Below are 22,425 nucleotides of genomic sequence, written 5' to 3' on the forward strand. Positions count from 1 at the left end.
AACGTTAAAAGGTGTGAGGGAGCTATAGTTTCATATAGCTCCCTTATTCATAAGTGGGGGAGTATAGTGGACGTAAATATCAAGGATATCGCGCGGATTTCCGGTGTGGGCATCTCGACGGTTTCCAGGGTCATCAACAACAAGGGGCTGGTGAGCAAGGCTACACGGGAAAAGGTTCTAAATGTTGTAAAGGAATATAATTACATTCCCAATTCGAATGCAAGAAATTTAAAAACTACGGAGTCTAAGAACATTGCACTTATGGTCAAGGGGATTACGAATCCGTTCTTCTCCAATATGATCAAAGAAATCGAGCGCCAGGCTAATCTGCGAGGTTATCCTTTCCTTATTCATCAGGTAGAGGACGGTACGGATGAAATCAATGCGGCGATTCAGCTGATCAAAGAAAAAAATCTATGCGGGATCATCTTCATGGGGGGAACCTACAATCATTCCGAAGAGAAATTCAAGCAGCTGACGGTTCCGTTTGTACTGACGACGATCACCTCCACGCAAGAGGTAGACCCGGATATCTTTTCTAGTGTCACCATTAATGAATTGAAAGAAGCATATAAAGCCACCAATTATTTGATCTCACTTGGGCATGAGAATATTGGTTTTCTAGCCAAGTCCCCACTGCTGGATGAAACTACAGGGAACCGGCGATATTTGGGCTACAAGAAAGCACTGGAAGAACATAATCTGCCTTATGATCCACAGCTGGTAGAGGATTGTGAATACAGTCCTAGCTCGGGATTTGATGCAGCACGAAGACTGCTTAAAAGGAATAAGGGAGTAACCGCAATATTTGCGGCTTCTGACACGATTGCTATCGGTGCTGCCAAAGCTGTACTTACCGCGGGGTTGTCTATCCCGGATGATATTTCAATCATTGGCTTTGACGGAATTGAGATGGCTGAATATTTTCATCCTTCACTCGATACGATCAGCCAACCGGGTACAGAAATGGCCTTATCTAGCGTGGGCGTCCTGTTTGATCTTATTTCTGGACGATCAGGCCATCAGCATATTGTCTACGATGCGGTATTGCTCAAACGAGGCTCTTGCAAGATGCTCAAAACACTTAAGGTATAATACTGACTATAAACGCTATCATTGGAGTGGTAACCCAAATGCAAGACACATTAAGAATAGGTACTCTAGTTCGTGGCGGGGAGGCCGTCGCCGTTATTCCGCAAATTGTTCAGCATGGGTTTGAGTCCTTTAACTTGAACTTTTGGCAGACCACCGGTGAAACTAATCTTGTAGAAACAGCTGCACGACTCAGGGAACTGGCTGCTGAACATGATTTTGTCATCTCTTCTGTTGGGATTTATGGCAATCCACTTTCAGGAACAGGCGACAACGCTGACACACTCGCCAGCTGGGAGCGGCTGATTGATCATGCGCATTTATTCGGCACAGATATTATCGGCGGATTCACCGGACGTCTTCCAGGTTCTTCGATTGACGAGTCGATTCCGAGATTTGCAGAGGTGTTTAGTGAATTGTCCAAAAGAGCAGCCGATCGTGGCTTAAGAATTGCTTTTGAAAATTGCTCTATGGGTGGAAATTGGCAGGCCGGAGAGTGGAACATTGCTCATAATCCTTCAGCCTGGGAGAAGATGTTCAATGCGGTTCCAGCAGATAATTTGGGTTTGGAATGGGAACCGTGCCACCAGCTGATCGGTCTCATTGATCCGATTCCGCAGCTACGAAAATGGGTGGATAAGGTATTCCACGTACATGGCAAGGATGCCACCATTGCTTGGGATATCGTCAAGGAATATGGGATTCACGGACCTAAGTCTTATGTGTGGGATCGGACACCTGGCTTTGGAGATACGAATTGGGTGGATATCATCACGATTCTGCGCCAAGCCGGCTATAAGGGAACTATTGATATTGAAGGCTGGCATGATCCTGTCTATCAAGGTGAGTTAGAAATGACTGGACAAGTGCATGCGCTAAATTATCTGAAGTATTGCCGAGGTGGCAGTTTTGTCCCTAATCCGGTGTAAAGGATATCAGATAGTAACAGCCCAAAAATGACCTCAACATCCACAATGAAGTGGAGGATGAGGTCATTTTTAATATATACTTTAATCCCGAATAAGATATCCTTGCCCAATCTGGATTTCATTAAAGCCTGCCATGTGGCGAGCTTGAAAGCGAATCGGCTTAAATCCACCTATAATAATGATGTTTTTGATATCCGCAGCCCCTTCTGAAGCCAGCGCAAAGGATTTGATATAGGTGAATTCTTCCGCAAGCGTGGTATGAATCGCGTTAATGTGAGGGTCATTTTCTCCTTTTCCCATAAGATTCATAAGGAGATACCCTTCGGCATTCAGTTTTGAATACGCGATGCTGAAAAATTCACTGGAGATTAAATGTCTCGGTGTACCTGCGGCGGTGAAAGCGTCCAAGATAATGTAATCATATTTCTGGTGTTCCTCACCTTCAAGGATCTGACGTCCGTCACCGATCACTACGTTATCTTGTGTGTATCCGAAATAGCGGCGGCTTAATTCGACTACTTCACTGTCCACCTCAGCTACTTTGAATCTTTTGTCTAGAAAATACCCAGCAATCGTTCCAATCCCATGACCAATAAGAAAGGCATCCTCGAAAAAGGGAGCGTTAATTTCCATCAAGTGAATAATGGCTCGCGGATATTCAAACACAACTCGTTCCGGGTGATTGAGATCCATTGCACCTTGAATGGCCTGATTGGAAAACTGCATGACGCGGAACATACCTTTTTCACCATATAGTTCTGTTGTGTCATAGACGGTGATTGTTTCATGATTATCGCTACTCGTGTGAAGCTGTGACTGCAAGTGATCAATCTCCTTATACGATAGAAATTCGTTTATATTCATTGGGTGTAACACCGACTACACGTTTAAAAAGCTTATTGAAGTAGGCTGGATCGCCATATCCAACTTCTGCACCAATCTCGTGAATCTTTAGATCAGGGGCATTCTTAAGCAGATGCTTGGCTTTACGTAGCCGAATTTCCGTGATGTAGTCCGTTAAAGTAAGTCCAGTCTCTTGTTTGAACAGCTTACTTAGATAGCTTGGTGTCAAAAAAACCATATTCGCCAAGGTATTTAGATCGGCATGTTGATTATAGTTGGCTGATATCCAGCGCTTTATGGTTTCTACAGCTGTACCGGACATCTCTAGGCGATGGGCTCTGATCTCAAACAGAATGCTAGAGAATTGGTCGGTGAAACCACGCTCAATTTCACTGAAGCTCATACTGGACGCGATGCTTTCATCCAGCCCGAAAGTGCGAGCATCTTTGTAGAGGGTCTCGAATTCTTGCAGTTCTTTCTGCGCAGATTCAATAACCCATCCACAGACACGGAGAATTTGATCGGGCGCAGCTTGTTGTGATCTCAGTACTGAGAATAAGCTATGCACACGTTCTAAGGCACCCTCCATATTTAGAATCTGCAGATCATGGATTAAGGGTTCCTTGATCGCATTAAAAGGCTCTAGAATATTTATCTCAGGCTGTCGAATGTCCTGAATATTCACATAATGCAGTCGATCTGGATTATAAATACCGACACTGCAGGCTAACTTAGCATCTAGATATGCTTGTCTAAGCTTGGTGGTATCATTATATGAACGGCTAGCACCTATATGCAATATCATACCATTGGCAGAGATACGGATCCTGTCACCCATGTCATTCCAATCGCTGTTTGAGAGTGGCTTCGTAGAATACAGGATACAGACGTGCAGACCATTCTGAATCTCTAAGCTGTCGATGCTAAATGTCCTCTCTTGCCTCAGACTGTCTACACAGAAACAGACGGTCTCTCGGGGTCTTCCTTTGAACACAAAGACCGAGAAATAAGGCTGGGGCAAGATAAGACTCGACAACAGCAAGGGGGAAGGGGGCTCATCGACTTGAAGTAGGGTCAGCAAGAGACCAGAACGGTGACGTACCTCCTTGTCACGAGAGAACTGTTGCTCTTCCTCCAATTGATAAAGCAGCTCGAATAGTTGCTCCTTATCGATCGGCTTTAATAAGTAGTCTACTGCAGAGCTGCGTATGGCTTCTCTGGCATAATTAAATTCAACAAATCCACTCATCAGAATGGAGCGGATTTGAGGGTGACTGGTTTTTAACTGTTTAATTAATTCCAAGCCGTTGATTTGCGGCATACGAATATCAGTAATCACAACATCAAGTTGAAGTGAAGGTAACTCGTCAAGCAAGTGTTTCCCATCGGAGTAGGTGCCGATGACCAGGAATTCAGTGTTTTCTTTGCTGATCATTCGGGCTAGACCTTCGCGGATCAGGATTTCATCGTCAACAATTGCAATTCGCAGCAATCAGAGCATCTCCTCTCCGTAATTCATGTCATCTTCACTATGCGTAGTGAAGGTAATGTCCTCAATGCGTAGCGTAACACGAGTACCCACTCCGAGCGTACTCTCTACAAGGAGCCCGAATGAGCTGCCGTAATGCAGGCGGATTCTCTCATTCACATTTCGTAGACCAATTCCGAACATTTCACTTTCAGTCCCATTTTGCAGACTATTATTTAAGGATCGAAGGGTAGCTTCATCCATCCCGATCCCATCATCTTCTACACAGAATACGACTTTTCCATGCTCACTCCATGCGGTGATGCGCAAGGTGCCGAGCCCTACTTTTTGATCCAAGCCATGAAAGACCGCGTTCTCCACAATCGGCTGAAAGACAAGCTTGATTACAGGAAGATGTAAAAATTTCTCGGGCACATCAATGTCTAGACTAAACTTATCTGGGAACCGGATTTGCAGCAGATGATAATAATTTCGTACATGATCCAGCTCTTGTCTGATCGTAACGTCTTCTTCGCTTCGGACAATACTGTAACGCATCTGAAGTCCAAGCAAATAGGTAAGCTTCGCTACACGTGGGTCATCATTACTCTCTGCCAGCATACGGATAGACTCCAGCGTATTATAAATAAAATGTGGATTGATCTGGTTCTGAAGTGCTCTCATATCAGCCTTCTGCTTACGCTTCTCGGTGAGGGATACTTCCTGCAGCAGATCCTTGACCCTTATGATCATTCGATTAAAATGACTGCCGAGCATACCGATCTCATCATTGTATTTGGAGTGCTGCCAGACATCCAGATTACCGTGCTGTACCCGTTTCATTAGACGGACTAAAGATTTAAGAGGTTTGGTCAGCGCATGTGAGATAATCGTCGCAACACAAAGTGCAAAAGCAATAATGATCAGTGTAGTCAATATAAGAGCATTGCGATTCTTTTGTACAGGTGACAGGATACGGGCCAAAGGAATCGTAACCATTGTCGTCCAACCTGTCTGTTTCGAAACGGTATACACTGCAAGATAAGACTGGCCATTGATTTCTATTTGAAAATGATCCTGTTGCTGATTCACATGCTGCAGCAAAAGCTGCGTGTTCAGACTTTGCTCCTCGCCAGCTTGCATCGAGTCTGCGGACTCTTCACCTGCATAGATCAGTTCTCCGTTATTATCTACAATTAGTGTATTGCCTTGCGTTACCGCATTTACGGGATCGATGATCCCCTTAAACAAGTTGATGTCTACATCAAATACGAGAATTCCTATATTATCTAGCGTGCTTACAGAATTAATGGTACGAAGTACACTGATAACCTCTCTATGGAGATTGGAGTTTACACGAATCGTATGTTTGCCTTGAATGACAGGAGCGGCCCCAGCTTCTTCACTTAAGGTCCTCCACTCAGCTAATCGTTCCTCAGGATATAGCTCGTGGATTCCTGGGACTCTATCATAAAAAACAGAACCGTATTGATCCACCATGTACACGGCGATGATCTCTTCCTTCGTATGCTTCAAGTAGCTCAGGAACATCGCCATGCCAGTATTTTTATCCCAGTCGGTATTTTGCTGAGTAAGGTAGAATTGTACATCGGTATTATACAGCGGCAGCGCAGTATATCTTTTTAGATCGGCGACATAACGGTCAATGGTATCAGAGGCGTTCGATGTCATTTGGTTCGCGCTTTCCGTTGCATTCACAAGAACAGAATTGAACATGGAGCGGGAGGACAAATAACTAACATAAGTGATTGGAAGCGAGATCAAAAAGATAAATACGACGATCAGTTTCCGCTCCATCGGAAGATTGGCAAGGAACAACCACATTTTACGTAAGACTAGCCGGATGAATGATACCATTTGCGTTGTCCTTTCTTAAAGTGAGCTGCCTTATTTAACTGCACCGCTGGTTACGCCTTCAAAGATATAACGTTGTAGGAAGAAATATAGAATTATTGTTGGAAGTAAGATAAGTAGAATGGCCGCACAGATCAAATTCCACTCTCCTGAATTGACCCCCTGAAAACGCATCAGTATCGTCGTAACTACGCCCAGGCTTTGTTTTGGCATATATAGATAAGGGATGTACATGTCATTATAAATACTAATCGTCTTCAAGATAATCAAAGTAGCTGTAGCCGGCGTCAATAATGGGAAAATAATCGAGCGATAGATTTTGAAAAGAGATGCGCCTTCAACCATCGCATTCTCATCGAGATCTACGGGAATATTACGGATAAATTGCAAATAAAGAATAATTTGAATCACATCTGCTCCGATGTAGAGCACGATAGGTGCGCCGAGCGTGTTATAAAGCCCCATGCTTTTGATGATACCAAAAGTCGCTACTTGTGTCGTGATGCTTGGAATAATAGTGGCTATTAAATAAGCACCGAAGACAACAGGTTTTAATTTAAAAGAGAAGCGTCCCAGTACAAATGCTACCATAGTTCCAAATAGAATGTTCAGAATTAAAGTAATAGCAATAATAATTAACACGTTACCAAAGCCGTTAAGTAGACCCCCACGCTGGAAGACTGCAATGAAATTATCAAAGTTTAAAAAGCTTGTCGGCAACGCCATGGAGCTACTGCTGTTGAATTCATCAGTTGATTTGAAGGCGTTTACGATAACAACATAAGGAGGAAAGAGTACGACAAATACGCCGATTATTAGCGAGAAGTATTTAATGAAGTCTGTGAAGCGAAACTTGGAGTGTGTCATGTCTATTTGTCTCCTCCCCGGCTAAGAACTAGTTGTTGAATTAACAGTACGATAACGACAAAGAAGAGCAGGATAATACTCATGGCAGAAGCGAGACCATAGTTGTTGTAAGCAAATGCAGTATCTACAACTTTCTGAACGTAAGTTTCGCTGGCACCTGCAGGGCCGCCCTTGGTCAGTACGAAGGGGAGATCGAATACTTCCAGTGCCCCGGTGACGGTGAGAAATAAGTTAAGCTGGATGACTGGCTTCATATTGGGTAAAGTGATTCTCCAAAGCGTCTGAAAAGGTCCGGCACCATCGATCTTTGAGGCTTCATAGATATCGTTTGGTATGGCCTGCAAAGAGGCGATGTAGATGACCATGTTATAGCCCATGAAACGCCAAAATCCTGTGGACGCCAGAGAGTAGTTGACCAGACCTTCTGTTCCGAGCCAGCTGGTCTGTCCTAGTCCGGTTAGACCGATGCTATTCAGGAACATGTTCAATGAGCCGTTAGTAGTGTCAAAGACATAACCAAACATAAAAGCAACGGCAACCCCGTTCATGATGTAAGGAAGGAAAAGTAAGATTCGGAATGCATTTTTACCTTTGAGTTTACTATTCAAAACAACTGCAAAATAAATGGCGACAATGTTCTGAATAATTCCCATAGCGAAATAAGCAAAGTTATGTGTAAATACTTTGAAAATATCAGGATTAGAGAAGACCTCGCGGTAATTAGCAAGACCAACCCAAGGTTTCTCAGGGCTATAGCCATCCCAGTTGGTAAAGCTGTAATAGATCAGCTTAAGCGCTGGATAATACGTAAACGTCGCAAGGAGCAACAATGGGATCGTGAGGAATGATACGATGATTATCATTTTCTGTTTGTTATAGGAAAGTGTTCCGAACATCGCTAGCCCTTCTTTCATAAAAGCTTGATATGGAAAGGCAAAATGGATTATCCGTAAGGGCGATAATCCATTTTGCGCCGTAGTGTACTTCTATTTCATGAGTGAAAAGATGCCTTAATTAATAGCCGAGGTCTTTCTTGGCTTTTGCCCAAGCCTTGTTCCACTTGTCTATTACAGATTGTGGGTCCTTAGCAAGCACGAATTCTTGAACTACAGCTGGAAGATCCAGCTGTGCCTTATTGCCGATCTCTGTAACCTTCGCATCATCGACAGTTCCTTCTATAAGCTCTACTCCAGTAGCTTGGAATTCTTTTAGCTGAGCCAGATTAGACTCTTTTCCTTTTAATGGAGAGATAAAGCCCGCGAAATCCTCATATCCCGAATCCTCAATCATCCATTTTACAAAAGCTTTTGCTGCCTCTAAGTTTTTACTGTTTTTGGCGACAGCATAGAAGAAGTCAGGGCTGAGGGTAGCAGATGGTTTGCCCGAATTATCATAAGGCAACGGGAAGAAGCCAACATTGTCTGAAGGAGCTCCGACTCCAATAACTTGGTTAATAACCCAGTTTCCGAGATAGTACATGGCGAACTTGCCGGAAGCGATGTCTTTTTTCGATTGCTCCCAGTTAGTAGAGTTGATGTCTTTTTCCAGATAGCCTTTTTCATTGAGCTCTCTCAGCAGACTAAACGCTTTCCCATAGCCGTTATCCATCGTGAATGGTGTTTCTGTGTTCAATTTCTCGTTAGGGAAGTCAGGATTACCTGCAATCAGGCGTGGCGTATCATAAGCCCATGTACCAAGCGGCCATTTATCTTTGAAGTTAGAAGCCAGTGGAATGACACCTTTTTCTTTCAGCTTCTCGCAGGCAGCCAAAAATTCATCCCAAGTCTTTGGTGTTTCTGTGATACCGGCATCGGCAAATGCTTTTTTGTTATAAACAATCCCGGATGTAGAGTTCCCTGTGGTAATTCCGTACAGCTTGCCATCAAAGGATTTAAAGTCTTTAAAGGTGATTTGATCGTTCAGGCCAAGATCATCCAGTGAAGCGAAGTATTTCGGCAGGTCGGAGTTAGGGATGGTAGGCACGAACATAACGTCTGGAAGCTCGCCGCTGGCCATTCTGACTTTAGCTTGTTGATTATAGTCGGTTTGAGAAGCTTCGAATTCGACTTTAATATTCGGGTATTTCTCATTAAAGCGCTTTAAATATTCGTCGTATTCTTTGCCAATCATGTCTGTTCTGTTGGTCAGGAAGGTGATTTTTCCGCTAATATCAGCTCCCGCTGCAGGCTCAGCTGTTGCGGTGTTTGTTGAATCACCACTTGTATTTTCTGTATTCGTTGCTGCGGGCTTATCTGTTGCGGAAGCCCCGTTATTTGTACTGTTGCCGTTGTTCGAGCCGCAGCCAGCAAGCGTTGATGATAAAACCATGATCATAACAAAAGATAACGAAAATAACTTATTTCTCATAACTTAATCCCCTTTTCATTATTTTGTTAGCGTTTACATGAACATTATAGCTTTAAATAAAGCGTTTAGAAATGTATTGTATTATTATTTATTGTCTTTATTTGTTTTGTTTGAGCGATTATAATTAGTGCATACCTAACGAATGGATAACAAAATACAAAGAATATCAATTGACTTCAATGAAATGCTAGAAGAGGTATGCTATTTTGAAAGATGAATAGGCTTACAAAACTTAAGCTGCTGCTTTCGAAGCGAGTTTTGTACGAAGTCGTTCAAAGAAGTGTATGCTATACAAAACTTTTAGCAAATGCTTTCGAAGTGAGTTTTGTACGAAGTCGTTCAAAGAAGTGTATGCTATACAAAACTTTTAGGAGGATAAAATGAAACAGCTAGAGATGAAGCTTGCAAAGTGGGAATTTAGAGGTTGCGGAGATGAGGAGTGGCTTCCAGCTACTGTGCCAGGCACGGTCCATACGGATTTACTGAAGAACGGAAAAATTGAGGATCCCTTCTATGGAATGAATGAACATAATCTACAGTGGATTGATAAGAAGGATTGGGAATATCAAACGACTTTGCAGCTTGGTGAAGAGTGGTCGGGGCTTTCTTGCACGGAGCTGATCTTTGAAGGTCTTGATACCTATGCTGATGTTTATGTGAATAATGTACATGTACTCGCTGCAGATAATATGTTTTTGGCGTGGAGAGTGGATGTCAAAGATCAGCTGAAGATTGGTGAGAACAATATTAGAGTGAGGTTCCGCTCTGTAGTCAAAGAGGATTTGCCTAAACTAGCAAAGCTGGGGTATACGTTGCCTGCACCGAATGATCAATCCGAGCTTGGGGGGCTGGATGAACAGCGGATTAGTGTTTTTGCCCGCAAAGCTCCTTATCATTACGGCTGGGACTGGGGCCCGCGTTTCTTGACCAGTGGCATATGGCGTGAAGCCTCCCTTGAGGGACGTGACGAAGTTCAAATCACAGATCTCTATATCCGTCAAAATGTGATCACCAAGGAAGAAGCTCGACTGACCGCAATTATTGAAGTGGATGCTCCTACTGCTTGGCAGGGAATGCTGCGCATAAGCGCCGATGGCTTAGAATGGATGCGAACAGTTACATTAGAGGGTGGCAAACAGCAAGTAGAGATGGATATCGTGATAGATCAGCCGCAGCTCTGGTGGTGTAGAGGGCTAGGCGAGCCTCATTTATATACTTTCCAAGCCGATTTGTTGCAGGGTAAGGAAGCTATAATTAGCAAAAGTGTAAGAACCGGACTGCGCAGTATTCAATTGATTCGGGAACGCGGTGCCAAGGGAACTTCATTTTCTTTCGCGCTGAATGGTGTGCCGGTCTTTGCTAAAGGTGCTAACCATATTCCAAATGACAGCTTCATCACAGAAGTTACCGAGGAGCGGTATCGGCATGAAATTGTCACGGCGGTAGAATCAAACATGAATATGCTGCGCGTATGGGGCGGCGGTTTTTATGAAGAGGAGATTTTTTATAAGCTTTGTGATGAATATGGTCTGCTGGTCTGGCAGGATTTTATGTTTGCTTGCAGCATGTATCCGGGGGACGAGGCGTTCCTTGCAAATGTGAAGAAAGAAGCGGAGTATAACGTCAAAAGATTGCGCAATCATCCCTGCATCGCCTTATGGTGTGGCAATAACGAGATTGATTCGGCCTGGTCACAGTTCGAGGAAAATATGGGCTGGGGCTGGAAAGAAAAAATCGATGCTGAACATAGAGCGAGCATGTGGGCTGATTATGAGAAAATATTCCACCATATTCTGCCGGAGGCTGTTACCGCTTTCCATCCAGGAGTAGACTATTGGCCGTCTTCGCCGCTGCGGGATCTGACGGGCAATATGGATCAGCATGCGACGCGGATGGCGGGGGATGGGGATGTTCATTACTGGGGCGTGTGGCACGGAATTGAGCCTTTTGAGAATTATAATACAAAGGTTGGCCGCTTTATGAGTGAGTATGGCTTCCAGTCGTTCCCGGAACTGAAAACCGTAATGAGTTATGCCGAAGAGCAGGATTTGGAGCTTACTTCAAAGGTGATGCTGGCTCATCAGAAGAATGGCCGCGGTAATCTGCTGATCAAAGAATATATGGATATGTATCTGCCGCAGCCGAAGGATTTCAAAGCATTTCTATATATGAGTCAAATTCTGCAAGCTGAAGCGATCCGAATTGCGATTGAAAGTCATAGAAGAAATAAACCTTATTGTATGGGCACTTTATATTGGCAGATGAATGATTGCTGGCCGGTTGCTTCTTGGGCGGGTATGGATTACAACGGGCGCTGGAAAGCTTTGCAATATACTGTACGCTCAAGCTTCAAGGATGTCTTGTTGTCTATTGATGGTACGGACCGTGAGCGGATTGACGTTCATGTCGTTTCTGACTTAAGAAGAGCAATAACTGCTGAGCTGATGCTTAGGCTGTATAAGTTTGACGGTTCGGTGCTACGAGAGTGGACACATCCGGTTGAGCTCGGAGCCGATTCTACGGCTATTGTATTCTCGTCTCCTGTGGTGGAATTGCTAGAAGGTCATGGATCAGACGAGGTAGTGTTAGAGATTAGCTTGCAGGCTGATGGACAGGTGATAGATCGCAAGGTACATTATTTTGTCCCGGAAACAGAAATTCCGTTGCGGCATTCAGTGATTACGATAAAGGAAACTCCGGATAGCGGTGGTTTAAGCTTCACTGTGACAAGTGATGTATTGGCTAGGGGCGTATACCTGATCTCAGAGGATGAAGGTATATTCTCCGACAACTTCTTTGATCTTCTCCCAGGACAGTCCAAGACGATAGTATTCTCTCAGCGCGGCAAGGACGGAAGAGACTGGACTCCGGCCGTTCCTAAGGGACTAAAGGTTCAATCGATGGTTGATTTTGTTAGCGAAGATTTATTGTAAATCTTAAGGAGAGAAGGACTAGCGCATGGGGATTTTAATTCAGGAAGATCAGGGGCTTTTCCATTTACAAAGTGCAGGAATGAGTTATATTCTTCAGCTTATCAATGATTATCCGGCACATGTGTATTGGGGCAAGAAGCTACGGAGTGACAGTAATTTGGAAGGGCTGTTGAATCTGGGAGGAAATACGGGGCTTGACCGACTCCCGCAGGAATACCCACAATATGGCACGGGAGATTTCAGAACACCTGCTTATCAAGTTCGGCTTGAAGATGGCACTCGTATCACGGAATTGAAATACAGTGGATACCGGGTCATGAAGGGGAAACCAGCACTTGCTGGGCTGCCTTCAGTATATGTGGAGTCCGACCAAGAAGCACAGACGCTGGAGCTTACGCTCAAGGATGATTATGCCAAGCTAACTGTTATTTTACGATATACCATATATGAGGATTCTAACGTGATTACCCGCTCTGTGGAGTTCACAAATGGTGGAGATGCCCAGCTCCAATTACAACGTGCACTGAGTGCCAGTGTCGATTTCTCGTCTGGCGAAATGGATATGATCTATTTGGCAGGGGCCTGGTCAAGAGAAGGTAATCTGACTCGCAGACGTCTGGTGCAAGGGGGGACGACCATTGGGAGCCGCAGAGGGATGAGCAGTCATCAGTTTAATCCATTTGCAGCGCTGGTGAAACCTGAAACGGATGAAAATCATGGAGAGGCCTACGGCTTCAGTCTTGTGTATAGCGGAGGCTTTGAAGCTGAGGCAGAGGTCGATTCCTTCGGGATGACAAGGTTTACGATGGGGCTTAACGCTTTTGATTTCTCATGGCTACTGGAGCCGGGAGAACAATTCCAGACCCCAGAAGTAGTTATGGTGTATTCATCTGAGGGGATCGGGGAAATGTCGAGAACCTATCACCGTTTGTACCGGACCCGTTTATGCAGAGGGGTATTTAGAGATAAGGAACGGCCTATTCTGGTCAACAATTGGGAAGCTACCTATTTTAACTTCAATGCGGACAAACTGGAGTCCATTGCGGCCGAAGGCGCGAAGCTTGGGATCGAGCTATTCGTGCTGGATGATGGCTGGTTTGGCAAAAGAGACGCTGACAATTCCTCTCTCGGAGACTGGGTGGAGGATCTACGCAAGCTTCCAGGCGGATTGTCTGATGTTGCCCAGCGTGTGAACCATCTAGGTTTGCAGTTTGGCCTCTGGTTCGAGCCGGAAATGATCTCGCCAGACAGCGACCTCTATCGTAAGCATCCCGACTGGTGTCTGCATGTGCCGGGACGCCGCCGCAGCGAAGCACGCTGGCAACTGGTGCTGGACTATACACGGGAAGATGTGCGCCAGTACATTTATGAGTCATTATCCCGAATTTTCTCGACGGTGCCCATTAGCTATGTGAAATGGGATATGAACCGTTGTTTAACGGAGATTGGCTCTGCAGAGTTACCCCCTGAACGCCAAGGGGAGACTGCACATCGTTATGTCCTTGGTCTGTATGAGCTATTGGAGCGAATCACTTCAGAGTTTCCACATATCCTGTTCGAGAGCTGCTGTAGTGGTGGTGGACGCTTCGACCCGGGTACGCTGCATTACATGCCGCAGACCTGGACCAGTGATGATACCGATGCTGTGGAACGGCTAAAGATTCAATATGGAACAAGTCTGGTATATCCGGTTAGTTCGATAGGCGCGCATGTGTCTGCCGTACCGAATCATCAGGTAGGACGGATCACCCCGCTTTCCTTTCGTGGAGATGTAGCTATGTCCGGTAATTTTGGTTACGAGCTGGATCTTACGAAGTTTACAGACGAAGAGAAGGAGCTTGTGAAGGAACAGGTTGCGAACTATAAACAGATCCGCAGTCTTGTTCAGCAGGGCAATCTGTATCGTCTGCAAAGCCCGTTCGAGGGTAACGAGACGGCATGGATGTTCGTCTCAGACGATCAACATGAGGCACTCATTTATTACTTCCGGGTAATGGCTGTGCCGCATCCGCCACGCCGCAGCTTGAAGCTGAATGGCTTGAATCCGGAGCTGAATTATACTCTGGAGGCAAGCGGTGAGGTCTACGGCGGCGACCGGCTAATGCAGGTCGGACTGGCTCTGCCGGATATCCAGCAGGATTTTGTCAGCGGATGCTTTAAATTGAAGGTGCAGGAATAGACCGTTTATTTCAAAAGGTAGCAAGCCATGAGCCCGGCTCTTGGCTTGCTTTTTGTATGGGTATATAAGTATTTATTTTTGTCTGTTCATATTCCGTTCATGATGACGTCATGGGGAGTACATCTTCATTGGTTAGCCTTAGCTTAACAGTGGTTTAGGGCAGTCCAATACACAGAGGATGACAGGAGAAGATACGAGTGAAAATAAGAGAAGCGATAACAACGAAGGTAAGCACGAGAACAAGCAAGATACTAAATATTCTAGTTAAAATATTAGGAGCAATAATCATTGCCATCGTGCTGTTTCTCGCCATTGTGTATACCGTTAATCTGATCAGCAACAAATCGGAACAAAGAAGAATAGAACCTTATGGTCAGCTAGTACCTGTAGATGGGAAGAACATGAATGTTTTGATTCAAGGGGATGGCGAAGAAACAGTCGTGCTTCTACCGGGCTATGGCACAGCAGCACCAGCTCTTGATTTTAAAGCATTAATAGATGAGCTATCCCCCTTTTACAAAGTTGTCGTGATTGAGCCTTTTGGATATGGATTAAGTGATCTGACCAAAAAGGAGCGCAGCACAGAGAATATTGTAAGTGAAATTCATGAAGCTCTACAGGGTCTTCATATTGACCGTTATATTCTAATGGGTCACTCCATTTCTGGCCTTTACGGAATAGATTATGTTAACAAATATGAAAATGAAGTGAGTGCATTTGTCGGGCTCGATAGCAGCGTTCCATCGCTAAGTGAGCGGAAGATTGAAGCCTCGGCATTGAGAGCTTTAAATCTACTCAAAAAATCAGGTCTCATCAGATTGCAAATGAAACTAAGTGCTGACCCCATTGCTGAACTGCCATTTGATGATACAACAAAAGAACAAATGAGATTGATTAATCGCCAAAACATATATAATCCTACCCAATTAAATGAAGCCGGAAGTATGTATACTAATTTTAAAGGAGCTGAAAATTTATCGTTTCCCAAAAATCTTCCTCTAATCTTATTTGTACAAGCGAATCATCCAGTAACGGATAGATGGTTACCAGAGCATGTAAATCAAGTGAAAGACTCTGTAGATGGAAAAGTGATAACCTTTGAAGAAGGACATTATTTATATCGTACGAAAGCAAAAGAGATCGTAGAAAACTTCAGATCATTTATGAAAGAGATTAAATAAATATACCGTTGAGCCGAACGTACTTCAGGATTATCTCTGATTGTCGTTCGGTTTTTTCTTGTTCATCGTTTAAGCATTATGATCCAAAAGCCTGACGGTACTTTACGGGAGACATTCCCTCAAACGTTCTGAACACTTTAATAAAATAGCTGGACTGGGAAAAGCCGGATTGTATCGCAACCTGAGCAATGGAGAGTCCGGTAGAAACCAGTAGAAGTTTGGCTCTAGCCAGTCGGCAATCCGTTAAATAACGGTTTGGGGTTTTACCCATAACCATTCGGAACAGCCGCAGAAAATGATAACTGCTATACCCGGTTAGTCTTGCCATTGACTCCAGTGACCAAGGGCGGGCACATTCGACGTGTATGATATCTGCGGCACTGCGGATAGACTGCCTGACCTCGTGGGGGACGGAGCCGTGAAGCGGTTCCGAGTTCTGCAGCAATTTCACTAGAAGCTCATAGAGTAGCGCGGATAGTCTTGGCTCACTACGTGTTACATAGGAAGCGCTCAGCAAGTACATTTCCTCGAACAGCTCGTCCAGCTTGGCCTCTAAATCAAAAGTGAACAGGTATGCACGTGACTGGTCCACTTCTTCTAATAAGGGGAGTACAATTTCAGTACTAAAATGAACCCAACGAACATCCCAAGGCTCTCCGGGATCAGACCCATACTGCTGATAAGCACCTTTAGGGTAAAGAAAACCTCGTCCTCTGCTCATCGGAATACGTTCACCCTCATGGAATACATAACCTTCCCCACCAAAGATTAAATGCAGGTTATAGCTTCCCAGAAACCCTTCACTTCTTCTCTCAGTATGCTGTGGAAAGTGAGTGTAGTGCCCCAAAAATTCAGGATAGCAGACATATTTTGAAAAAGCCGGTGTCGGCAAATACCATTGTTTCTTCATGATTGACAGCACCCATTTCTATCGCGCTGCAGAGCGCTAGTTGGATTAAGGTAATTAACGCAAGATTGTTATACGATCGCAAAATTTTGTTATATAAGCCTTCTTATCACTGATACTACAATAGAATTATAAAATACTGAAAGCATATTTTTAATACTTTGGAGGTAATCATGAAGAAACCTGTCGCAACAGAAAAATTCGAGCTTGGCGTCTGCTATTATCCGGAACACTGGTCAGAAAGCCTGTGGGAGGACGATTATCGACGGATGCGGGAACTGGGCTTCACGATCATTCGGATGGGGGAATTTGCTTGGTCAATTTTTGAACCTGCTGAGGGTGAATTCCAGTTCGGACTCTTTGATCGGGCGATTGATTTAGCTCATGAAAATGGTCTGCAGGTTGTTCTCGGAACTCCGACGGCTACCCCTCCAGCTTGGCTGACCCATAAGTATCCAGAAGTATTGAACGTGACGTATGAAGGTGTTACCCTTCAGCATGGCATGCGCCGTCATTATAATTACAGTAGCCCCATATATCGGGAGCTGTGTGCAAGGATTACGGAACAGATGGTTAAACATTACGGCAATCATCCAGGTGTAGTCGGCTGGCAAATTGATAATGAGCTCAACTGCGAAATTAGTGAATTTTACTCCGAGAGTGACCATAAGGCTTTTCGGGAATGGCTGCAGCAGAAATATGTTACGCTTGAGCATTTGAACGAGGCTTGGGGAGCTGTTTTTTGGAATCAAAGCTACAGTGACTGGTCTCAGGTCTATCTTCCACGGCCTACTCCAGTATCTAAGCAGCCTAATCCCCATCAGGCTTTGGATGAAAAACGGTTTATATCGGACAATACGATCTCTTTTGCCAAAAACCAAGCGGATATCATTCGTAAACATGCTCCAAAACAATGGGTAACCACGAATGGTCTGTTCGGGCATCTCGATAGCCATGAAATGACGGATGAGCTGCTGGATTTTTTCAGCTATGATTCTTATCCGCAGTTCTCTACTATTTCTAATGACCCGAATGAGCGGAATCCGCTGAATGATAGAGGCTGGGGGCTGTCGTTATCTGTTGTCCGTTCGATTTCTCCGAATTTCTGTATTATGGAGCAGCAATCGGGGCCGGGTGGCTGGGTGAACCGGATGGATATGCCTTCTCCGAAGCCGGGACAGATGCGGTTATGGACTTATCAATCGATCGCTCATGGCGCCGATATGGTGCTGTATTTCCGCTGGCGGACAGCTACGATGGGTAATGAAATCTATTGGCATGGCATTAACGACTATCATAATCAGCCGAACCGAAGAGTACGGGAAGCGGGACAGATCGGACAAGAGTTGGCGTCGGCAGGTCAAGCACTTATAGGCACTCGTAATCAGGCTAACGTTGCTATCGTTCGTGATTATGATAATGAGTGGGATGGAGAATACGATGTGTGGCATGGTCCGTTTATGTGGAAGAGCAACAAGGAGTGGTACAAGGCGCTCCAGCGGAAGCATATCCCGAATGACGTATTCTATTTACGCAAAAAGACAACGCTGGAAGAACTCGCACGATATGATGTGCTTATCTATCCTCACCCTGCGATCATGACAGATGAGACAGCGTCACTACTGGATGAATATGTTCAGCAAGGTGGAAAACTGATCTTCGGATGTAGAACCGGTTATAAGGATGAACGCGGTCAATGTTATATGCGTCCGTTCCCAGGTGCTGCCAGGGATCTATGCGGGATCACAGTCGAAGAATTCACAATGGTTAAAGGCAGTCGTCAACCAACAACGATTAGCTGGTCAGGTGTGACCGAAGTGGTCACTGGGGCAGATGATTTTAATGATATTCTCCGAATTGAGGATGATTCGGCCGAAGTCATGGCGGTTTATGCCTCGGACTATTACGCGGGAAAACCGGCGGTTACGAGAAATCATCGCGGCAAAGGCGAAGTTTGGTATCACGGAGCAGTCTTTAATGAACAAGCAGCGTCTATAATCATTGATCAAATCGGTCTGCAGTCGCCAGCAGAGTGGATCGAGCTTCCAGCAGAAGTAGAGCTGCAAATTCGTAGCGCGGCTAATTCCAGTTATACTTTTTTACTTAACTATAGTGAGACGCCTGCCTCCATACATCTACATGAGACCAAAACGGATTTACTGAGCGGAACAACATTATCGGGTGAGGTTACTTTGGAAGGGTTTGGTGTATTGATTTTGCATTAATGCAATGAATAAAAGCTAATGCAATGAATAAAAGCTAATGTAATAAATAGAGTTACGTATTAGGAAACTAATATGTACCTCTATTTTTTTATAAGAGTCATCAAAGAGAGAGTTTAAATATAGTTATTTATTCCAACAAAATACAACGAACAACAGGTACAATATAAAGGATATTCTAGATTCAAAGGAGGGAAGTCTTGTGATTATTGAAGCTGAGAAAGTATTGTTGCAGTATTCGTTTATTGATCCAATCATTGAATTCATTAGACATAATGAGAATATTACATTTAAAGTGACCAACCAGCTGGATAACAAGAAGTACTTATTACGTATACATAAACCAATATCGGAAGGGTTCTCAGGCTTACAACATACTCGAGATGGATTGCAGTCCGAAATGTTTTTTCTGCGGGAAATCGATCAGAAGAACATACTGAAAGTTCAAAGACCGGTTGTAAATCAGAAGGGGCAGATGGTTACTGAATATAGTTCGGAGCGATTCGGTACCAGCTTGGCAACGCTTTTAGAATGGATTGAAGGCTTTACGCTTACCCAAGATGAAGACAACATTGAAAAGATTGTTTATAGATTAGGTAGAAATCTTGCCAGTTTACATGAATTCTCACGAACGCTAATGCCCTTGGAGTTACATAGACCTGTATATAACGTCAAAAAGATTGATGAAACTTTAATAGAACTTGGAAAGGGAGCAGACAATGGAGCCCTTAATCAGGAGGATTACGATGTTATTCGTAGCGTTCTACTCGTAGTAAAAGAGCAGTTAGCAGAACTAGACGCTAGGGAGAACTCATGGGGATTCATTCATGCTGATTTTCAGCTGGGGAATGTCGTTGTGTCAGAACAAAACCCGATCTTAATAGATTATTGCTTATTTGGTTATGGATATTACTTGTTTGATTTGGGCTCTGCATCTTCTATGCTGAAAAGTGAGCTCCGAAAAACGCTTTTGGAGGGTTATGCTTCTAAATCTAGCTTTTCGCTTAATGAGATTCGGTACATTGAAGGACAAATATTTATGGATATTTTTATTAGTTACGTATTTTTTATTCATGATTCTGAGAGGAACGGCTGGATCAAAGAGCACGCCTCCAAAATATGCAGCACCTTATGTCAGGATTTTCTTAAGGGGAAAGAGGTATATTATTCGTTTTAGAGATGATGTGATACTCTAATAGGGAATGATAAATGAAGGGACTGAACTATGCGCAGAGATCATTATTTTTAAACCAACTATTAAAATTTAATGGAGGTAAAAATAATGTTAACTACAGAGTTACACACAGAACGATTACATTTAAGAAAAATGAAGGTTTCGGATTCGCCAAGTTTGTTTAAAGTGTGGTCTGATCCAGAGGTTACCAAGTTCATGAATGTTGATTGCTTTACTGATGAAAGTCAGGTAAAAGAGATGATACTACTGCTTGATGAATTTTCTCGAGATAACAAAGCTATTCGTTTCTCCGTAATTGAAAAGGAATCCAATGAAATCATAGGTTCTTGTGGGTATAATTTCTTAGATTTTGAAAATGAAAAAGCAGAGATTGGATATGATATTGCTAGAGCATTTTGGGGAAGAGGATATGCTTCAGAAGTTCTATTTACAAAACACAGATTTATTCAAGAGGTTATATAGGTCTCCATAAGGAATAAAAACTTATACACTCTAAATATAGGAGTTGACCCAATGGAGACTATATTCACAGAGGAAATGATCCTGGAAGACCTAATAAAAACATTTCATCAAAGTTTCGGTCTGAATGTAATAGAGACTACTTCAATAAAACGAGGCTGGTTAAATTTAAAGTGGAAAGTTACGACGGATGCAGGGGAATTTTTATTTAAACAATATAACAAAGAAAGATATAAATTATATAACCCAGAGGAGCTATTGTTAGCACTCTCTCAACAGATTAGATTATATGATCAAGGTCTAGCATGCCCCAAAGTGTTAACACAGAACGAAAATATTTTTCTTGAATCTGGTAATGGAGAACGTTTCATAGTGATGGCATATTGCCAAGGAAAAATAATGTCACCAGGTAAAACTAATATCCATCAAATATACGATTTAGGTCGAGCAACAGGAAAAATGCATCGATTGTTAAATGACGGGACACTTGGTATGAATAACAGTCCGCAATTTAATCCCCCAAGCCGGGAGGCGCGTTTAGCACATTGGAATGTAGTTTGGCATGAGTGTAAGGGAATTGGTAAACCTCTGCTACTTGCTGATATAGAAGCTCAAATAAAAGCTACAGAAGAAATGAATATAGAACTACTCGAACTACTTCAAACAGGATGGGCACATCGTGACCTTTGGGTAGATAATCTTTTATTTAATGATAATGGACTATCTGCAATTCTAGATTTTGATCGACTAAAATATGACTATCCGCAGCTTGATGTAGCTCGTGCTGTTATGTCTTGTGCTTTAGATGATGATTTAGATGTCTCTCTGGCTTCGGCGTTTATGGAAGGGTACAGTGAGGAACGTGAAGTGATAGAGGGCTATTTAACGCATTCATTACAGTTGTTGTGGTATATGGAAAGTACATGGTGGATTAATGCTAACAAGGATCAACATAGTATACCGCCAGCTCGCTTTGCGAAGGAAATGATTTGGCTCGCAGAAAATCAAAAAAATATGTCCTCTTTGTTAGGAAATATTTAAAATGTCCATAATTAGCAGCGACAGTCTAGGGCTTGCTTTTCCACGTCCATGACCGTCGCTGTTTCTATTATTATCCGCGCTGCCTTCTGGGTCCGGATAGTTAGACAATGCGTACCCCCGCCAATCGTAGATCCTGAACCTGGACAGTCACAGGTTGATCGTAACAGTTTCATTTTTTGATAAAAGCATAACCTATTTCTCTGTAATCTACATTGACTTGGGTTTGTCTCACCCCTATGATGATTAGTAATATAAAATAAATGGCACGAAGAGGAGCGAAACATCATGGCTTTGGAGATCGAACGCAAGTTTCTGCTGCCGGAATTTCCGGAGCGGCTTATTCAAGAAGGCGAATTGAAGATTATTACCCGGCATAATATCGATCAGACGTATTTGGCGATAGATGGGGGCCAAGAGCTGCGTGTGCGTAAAATTACGGATCTGGACTCAGGCGAAGTAACCTACACGCATACGTTTAAGGACGGCAAAGGGATCAAACGTGAAGAAATCGAATATTTTATCTCAGAGGGTTTATATAATCAGATGATTGAGGCAGTAAATGCGGTAGCCTTGGTCAAAGAGCGGATTACTGCAGTGTGGAAGGGCACAACGGTTGAGATCGACGTGTATTCTCAGCTGAAATTGTCCGTTCTGGAGGTTGAATTTGAATCTTTAGAGGAAGCGGAGAGCTTCAAGGCACCGGAATGGTTCGGTAAGGATGTCAGTACAGAACGGCAATACAGCAACAAAACTGTCTGGAAAGAGCTACAAAATAAGACAAAGAATTAACGGACTTTAGCGCGTAAACGTGGTAGTATATAGGGAAAACAAGCAGCTATAAAGTGAAACTTATAATTTATATATATT

Annotated in this window: 16 protein-coding genes and 1 pseudogene; 10 read left to right on the top strand and 7 right to left on the bottom strand. The window is 43.6% G+C overall.

Features of this window, described 5'->3' with window-relative positions:
- The first annotated feature begins 66 nt into the window (after positions 1-66).
- On the top strand, positions 67-1,095 hold the full coding sequence (locus ACDZ28_RS12675) for a LacI family DNA-binding transcriptional regulator (RefSeq protein WP_197069744.1): 1,029 nt from the start codon (positions 67-69) through the stop codon (positions 1,093-1,095).
- A gap of 38 nt (positions 1,096-1,133) precedes the next feature.
- Positions 1,134-2,021: a sugar phosphate isomerase/epimerase gene (locus ACDZ28_RS12680; RefSeq protein ID WP_076121418.1), complete on the top strand. Its 888-nt coding sequence runs from the start codon at positions 1,134-1,136 to the stop codon at positions 2,019-2,021.
- Between the two features lie 81 nt (positions 2,022-2,102).
- Here ACDZ28_RS12680 and ACDZ28_RS12685 read toward each other — a convergent pair whose 3' ends face one another.
- The 6 genes from ACDZ28_RS12685 to ACDZ28_RS12710 form a co-directional block, all read right to left on the bottom strand.
- Positions 2,103-2,885: a spermidine synthase gene (locus ACDZ28_RS12685; protein WP_375104842.1), complete on the bottom strand. Its 783-nt coding sequence runs from the start codon at positions 2,883-2,885 to the stop codon at positions 2,103-2,105.
- Positions 2,857-4,356, bottom strand: coding sequence for a response regulator (locus ACDZ28_RS12690; protein WP_339289300.1), 1,500 nt, complete (start codon positions 4,354-4,356; stop codon positions 2,857-2,859). Before ACDZ28_RS12690 ends, ACDZ28_RS12685 begins: the two co-directional genes overlap by 29 nt.
- Positions 4,357-6,210, bottom strand: a complete 1,854-nt coding sequence (locus tag ACDZ28_RS12695) for a sensor histidine kinase (RefSeq protein WP_339289301.1) — start codon at positions 6,208-6,210, stop codon at positions 4,357-4,359.
- 30 nt (positions 6,211-6,240) lie between these two features.
- On the bottom strand, positions 6,241-7,074 hold the full coding sequence (locus ACDZ28_RS12700; protein WP_042124279.1) for a carbohydrate ABC transporter permease: 834 nt from the start codon (positions 7,072-7,074) through the stop codon (positions 6,241-6,243).
- Between the two features lie 2 nt (positions 7,075-7,076).
- The gene (locus ACDZ28_RS12705) at positions 7,077-7,970 is read right to left on the bottom strand and encodes a carbohydrate ABC transporter permease (RefSeq protein WP_042124281.1); all 894 of its coding nucleotides are present in this window, start codon (positions 7,968-7,970) and stop codon (positions 7,077-7,079) included.
- Between the two features lie 118 nt (positions 7,971-8,088).
- The gene (locus tag ACDZ28_RS12710) at positions 8,089-9,441 is read right to left on the bottom strand and encodes an ABC transporter substrate-binding protein (protein ID WP_042124283.1); all 1,353 of its coding nucleotides are present in this window, start codon (positions 9,439-9,441) and stop codon (positions 8,089-8,091) included.
- Positions 9,442-9,821: 380 nt separating this feature from the next.
- Between ACDZ28_RS12710 and ACDZ28_RS12715 the strand changes: the two genes are divergently transcribed.
- The 3 genes from ACDZ28_RS12715 (at position 9,822) to ACDZ28_RS12725 (ending at position 15,734) form a co-directional block, all read left to right on the top strand.
- Positions 9,822-12,374 (top strand): glycoside hydrolase family 2 protein, encoded by a 2,553-nt coding sequence (locus tag ACDZ28_RS12715; RefSeq protein ID WP_375104843.1) that lies wholly within the window; start codon positions 9,822-9,824, stop codon positions 12,372-12,374.
- Between the two features lie 25 nt (positions 12,375-12,399).
- Positions 12,400-14,553, top strand: a complete 2,154-nt coding sequence (locus ACDZ28_RS12720) for an alpha-galactosidase (protein ID WP_375104844.1) — start codon at positions 12,400-12,402, stop codon at positions 14,551-14,553.
- Positions 14,554-14,750: 197 nt separating this feature from the next.
- Entirely contained in the window at positions 14,751-15,734 is a 984-nt protein-coding gene (locus ACDZ28_RS12725; protein ID WP_375104845.1) for an alpha/beta fold hydrolase, read from the top strand.
- Between the two features lie 76 nt (positions 15,735-15,810).
- On the opposite strand, the gene ACDZ28_RS12730 is transcribed toward ACDZ28_RS12725, so the two are convergent.
- Positions 15,811-16,644: an AraC family transcriptional regulator gene (locus tag ACDZ28_RS12730; RefSeq protein ID WP_052414455.1), complete on the bottom strand. Its 834-nt coding sequence runs from the start codon at positions 16,642-16,644 to the stop codon at positions 15,811-15,813.
- A gap of 170 nt (positions 16,645-16,814) precedes the next feature.
- Here ACDZ28_RS12730 and ACDZ28_RS12735 point away from each other — a divergent pair, with 170 nt between their 5' ends.
- The 5 genes and pseudogenes from ACDZ28_RS12735 (at position 16,815) to ACDZ28_RS12755 (ending at position 22,347) form a co-directional block, all read left to right on the top strand.
- The gene (locus ACDZ28_RS12735; RefSeq protein ID WP_375104846.1) at positions 16,815-18,866 is read left to right on the top strand and encodes a beta-galactosidase; all 2,052 of its coding nucleotides are present in this window, start codon (positions 16,815-16,817) and stop codon (positions 18,864-18,866) included.
- Between the two features lie 199 nt (positions 18,867-19,065).
- Positions 19,066-20,040 (top strand): phosphotransferase enzyme family protein, encoded by a 975-nt coding sequence (locus ACDZ28_RS12740; RefSeq protein WP_076119810.1) that lies wholly within the window; start codon positions 19,066-19,068, stop codon positions 20,038-20,040.
- A gap of 90 nt (positions 20,041-20,130) precedes the next feature.
- Positions 20,131-20,490 (top strand): annotated as a pseudogene (locus ACDZ28_RS12745) (GNAT family N-acetyltransferase); the annotation flags it as partial.
- A gap of 81 nt (positions 20,491-20,571) precedes the next feature.
- Positions 20,572-21,558, top strand: coding sequence for a phosphotransferase (locus ACDZ28_RS12750; RefSeq protein ID WP_375104847.1), 987 nt, complete (start codon positions 20,572-20,574; stop codon positions 21,556-21,558).
- Positions 21,559-21,843: 285 nt separating this feature from the next.
- Entirely contained in the window at positions 21,844-22,347 is a 504-nt protein-coding gene (locus tag ACDZ28_RS12755; RefSeq protein WP_042124295.1) for a CYTH domain-containing protein, read from the top strand.
- The last annotated feature ends 78 nt before the right edge of the window (positions 22,348-22,425 follow it).

Origin of the sequence: Paenibacillus sp. RS8 (assembly GCF_041956825.1) — a bacterium.
Taxonomy (GTDB): domain Bacteria; phylum Bacillota; class Bacilli; order Paenibacillales; family Paenibacillaceae; genus Paenibacillus_AQ.

Coding starts and splice junctions, on each gene's coding strand:
- ACDZ28_RS12680 (WP_076121418.1), top strand. CDS start 1,134: ATGCAAGACACATTAAGAATAGGTACTCTAGTTCGTGGCGGGGAGGCC.
- ACDZ28_RS12685 (WP_375104842.1), bottom strand. CDS start 2,885: ATGAATATAAACGAATTTCTATCGTATAAGGAGATTGATCACTTGCAG.
- ACDZ28_RS12695 (WP_339289301.1), bottom strand. CDS start 6,210: ATGGTATCATTCATCCGGCTAGTCTTACGTAAAATGTGGTTGTTCCTT.
- ACDZ28_RS12700 (WP_042124279.1), bottom strand. CDS start 7,074: ATGACACACTCCAAGTTTCGCTTCACAGACTTCATTAAATACTTCTCG.
- ACDZ28_RS12705 (WP_042124281.1), bottom strand. CDS start 7,970: ATGTTCGGAACACTTTCCTATAACAAACAGAAAATGATAATCATCGTA.
- ACDZ28_RS12710 (WP_042124283.1), bottom strand. CDS start 9,441: ATGAGAAATAAGTTATTTTCGTTATCTTTTGTTATGATCATGGTTTTA.
- ACDZ28_RS12715 (WP_375104843.1), top strand. CDS start 9,822: ATGAAACAGCTAGAGATGAAGCTTGCAAAGTGGGAATTTAGAGGTTGC.
- ACDZ28_RS12720 (WP_375104844.1), top strand. CDS start 12,400: ATGGGGATTTTAATTCAGGAAGATCAGGGGCTTTTCCATTTACAAAGT.
- ACDZ28_RS12730 (WP_052414455.1), bottom strand. CDS start 16,644: ATGAAGAAACAATGGTATTTGCCGACACCGGCTTTTTCAAAATATGTC.
- ACDZ28_RS12735 (WP_375104846.1), top strand. CDS start 16,815: ATGAAGAAACCTGTCGCAACAGAAAAATTCGAGCTTGGCGTCTGCTAT.
- ACDZ28_RS12750 (WP_375104847.1), top strand. CDS start 20,572: ATGGAGACTATATTCACAGAGGAAATGATCCTGGAAGACCTAATAAAA.
- ACDZ28_RS12755 (WP_042124295.1), top strand. CDS start 21,844: ATGGCTTTGGAGATCGAACGCAAGTTTCTGCTGCCGGAATTTCCGGAG.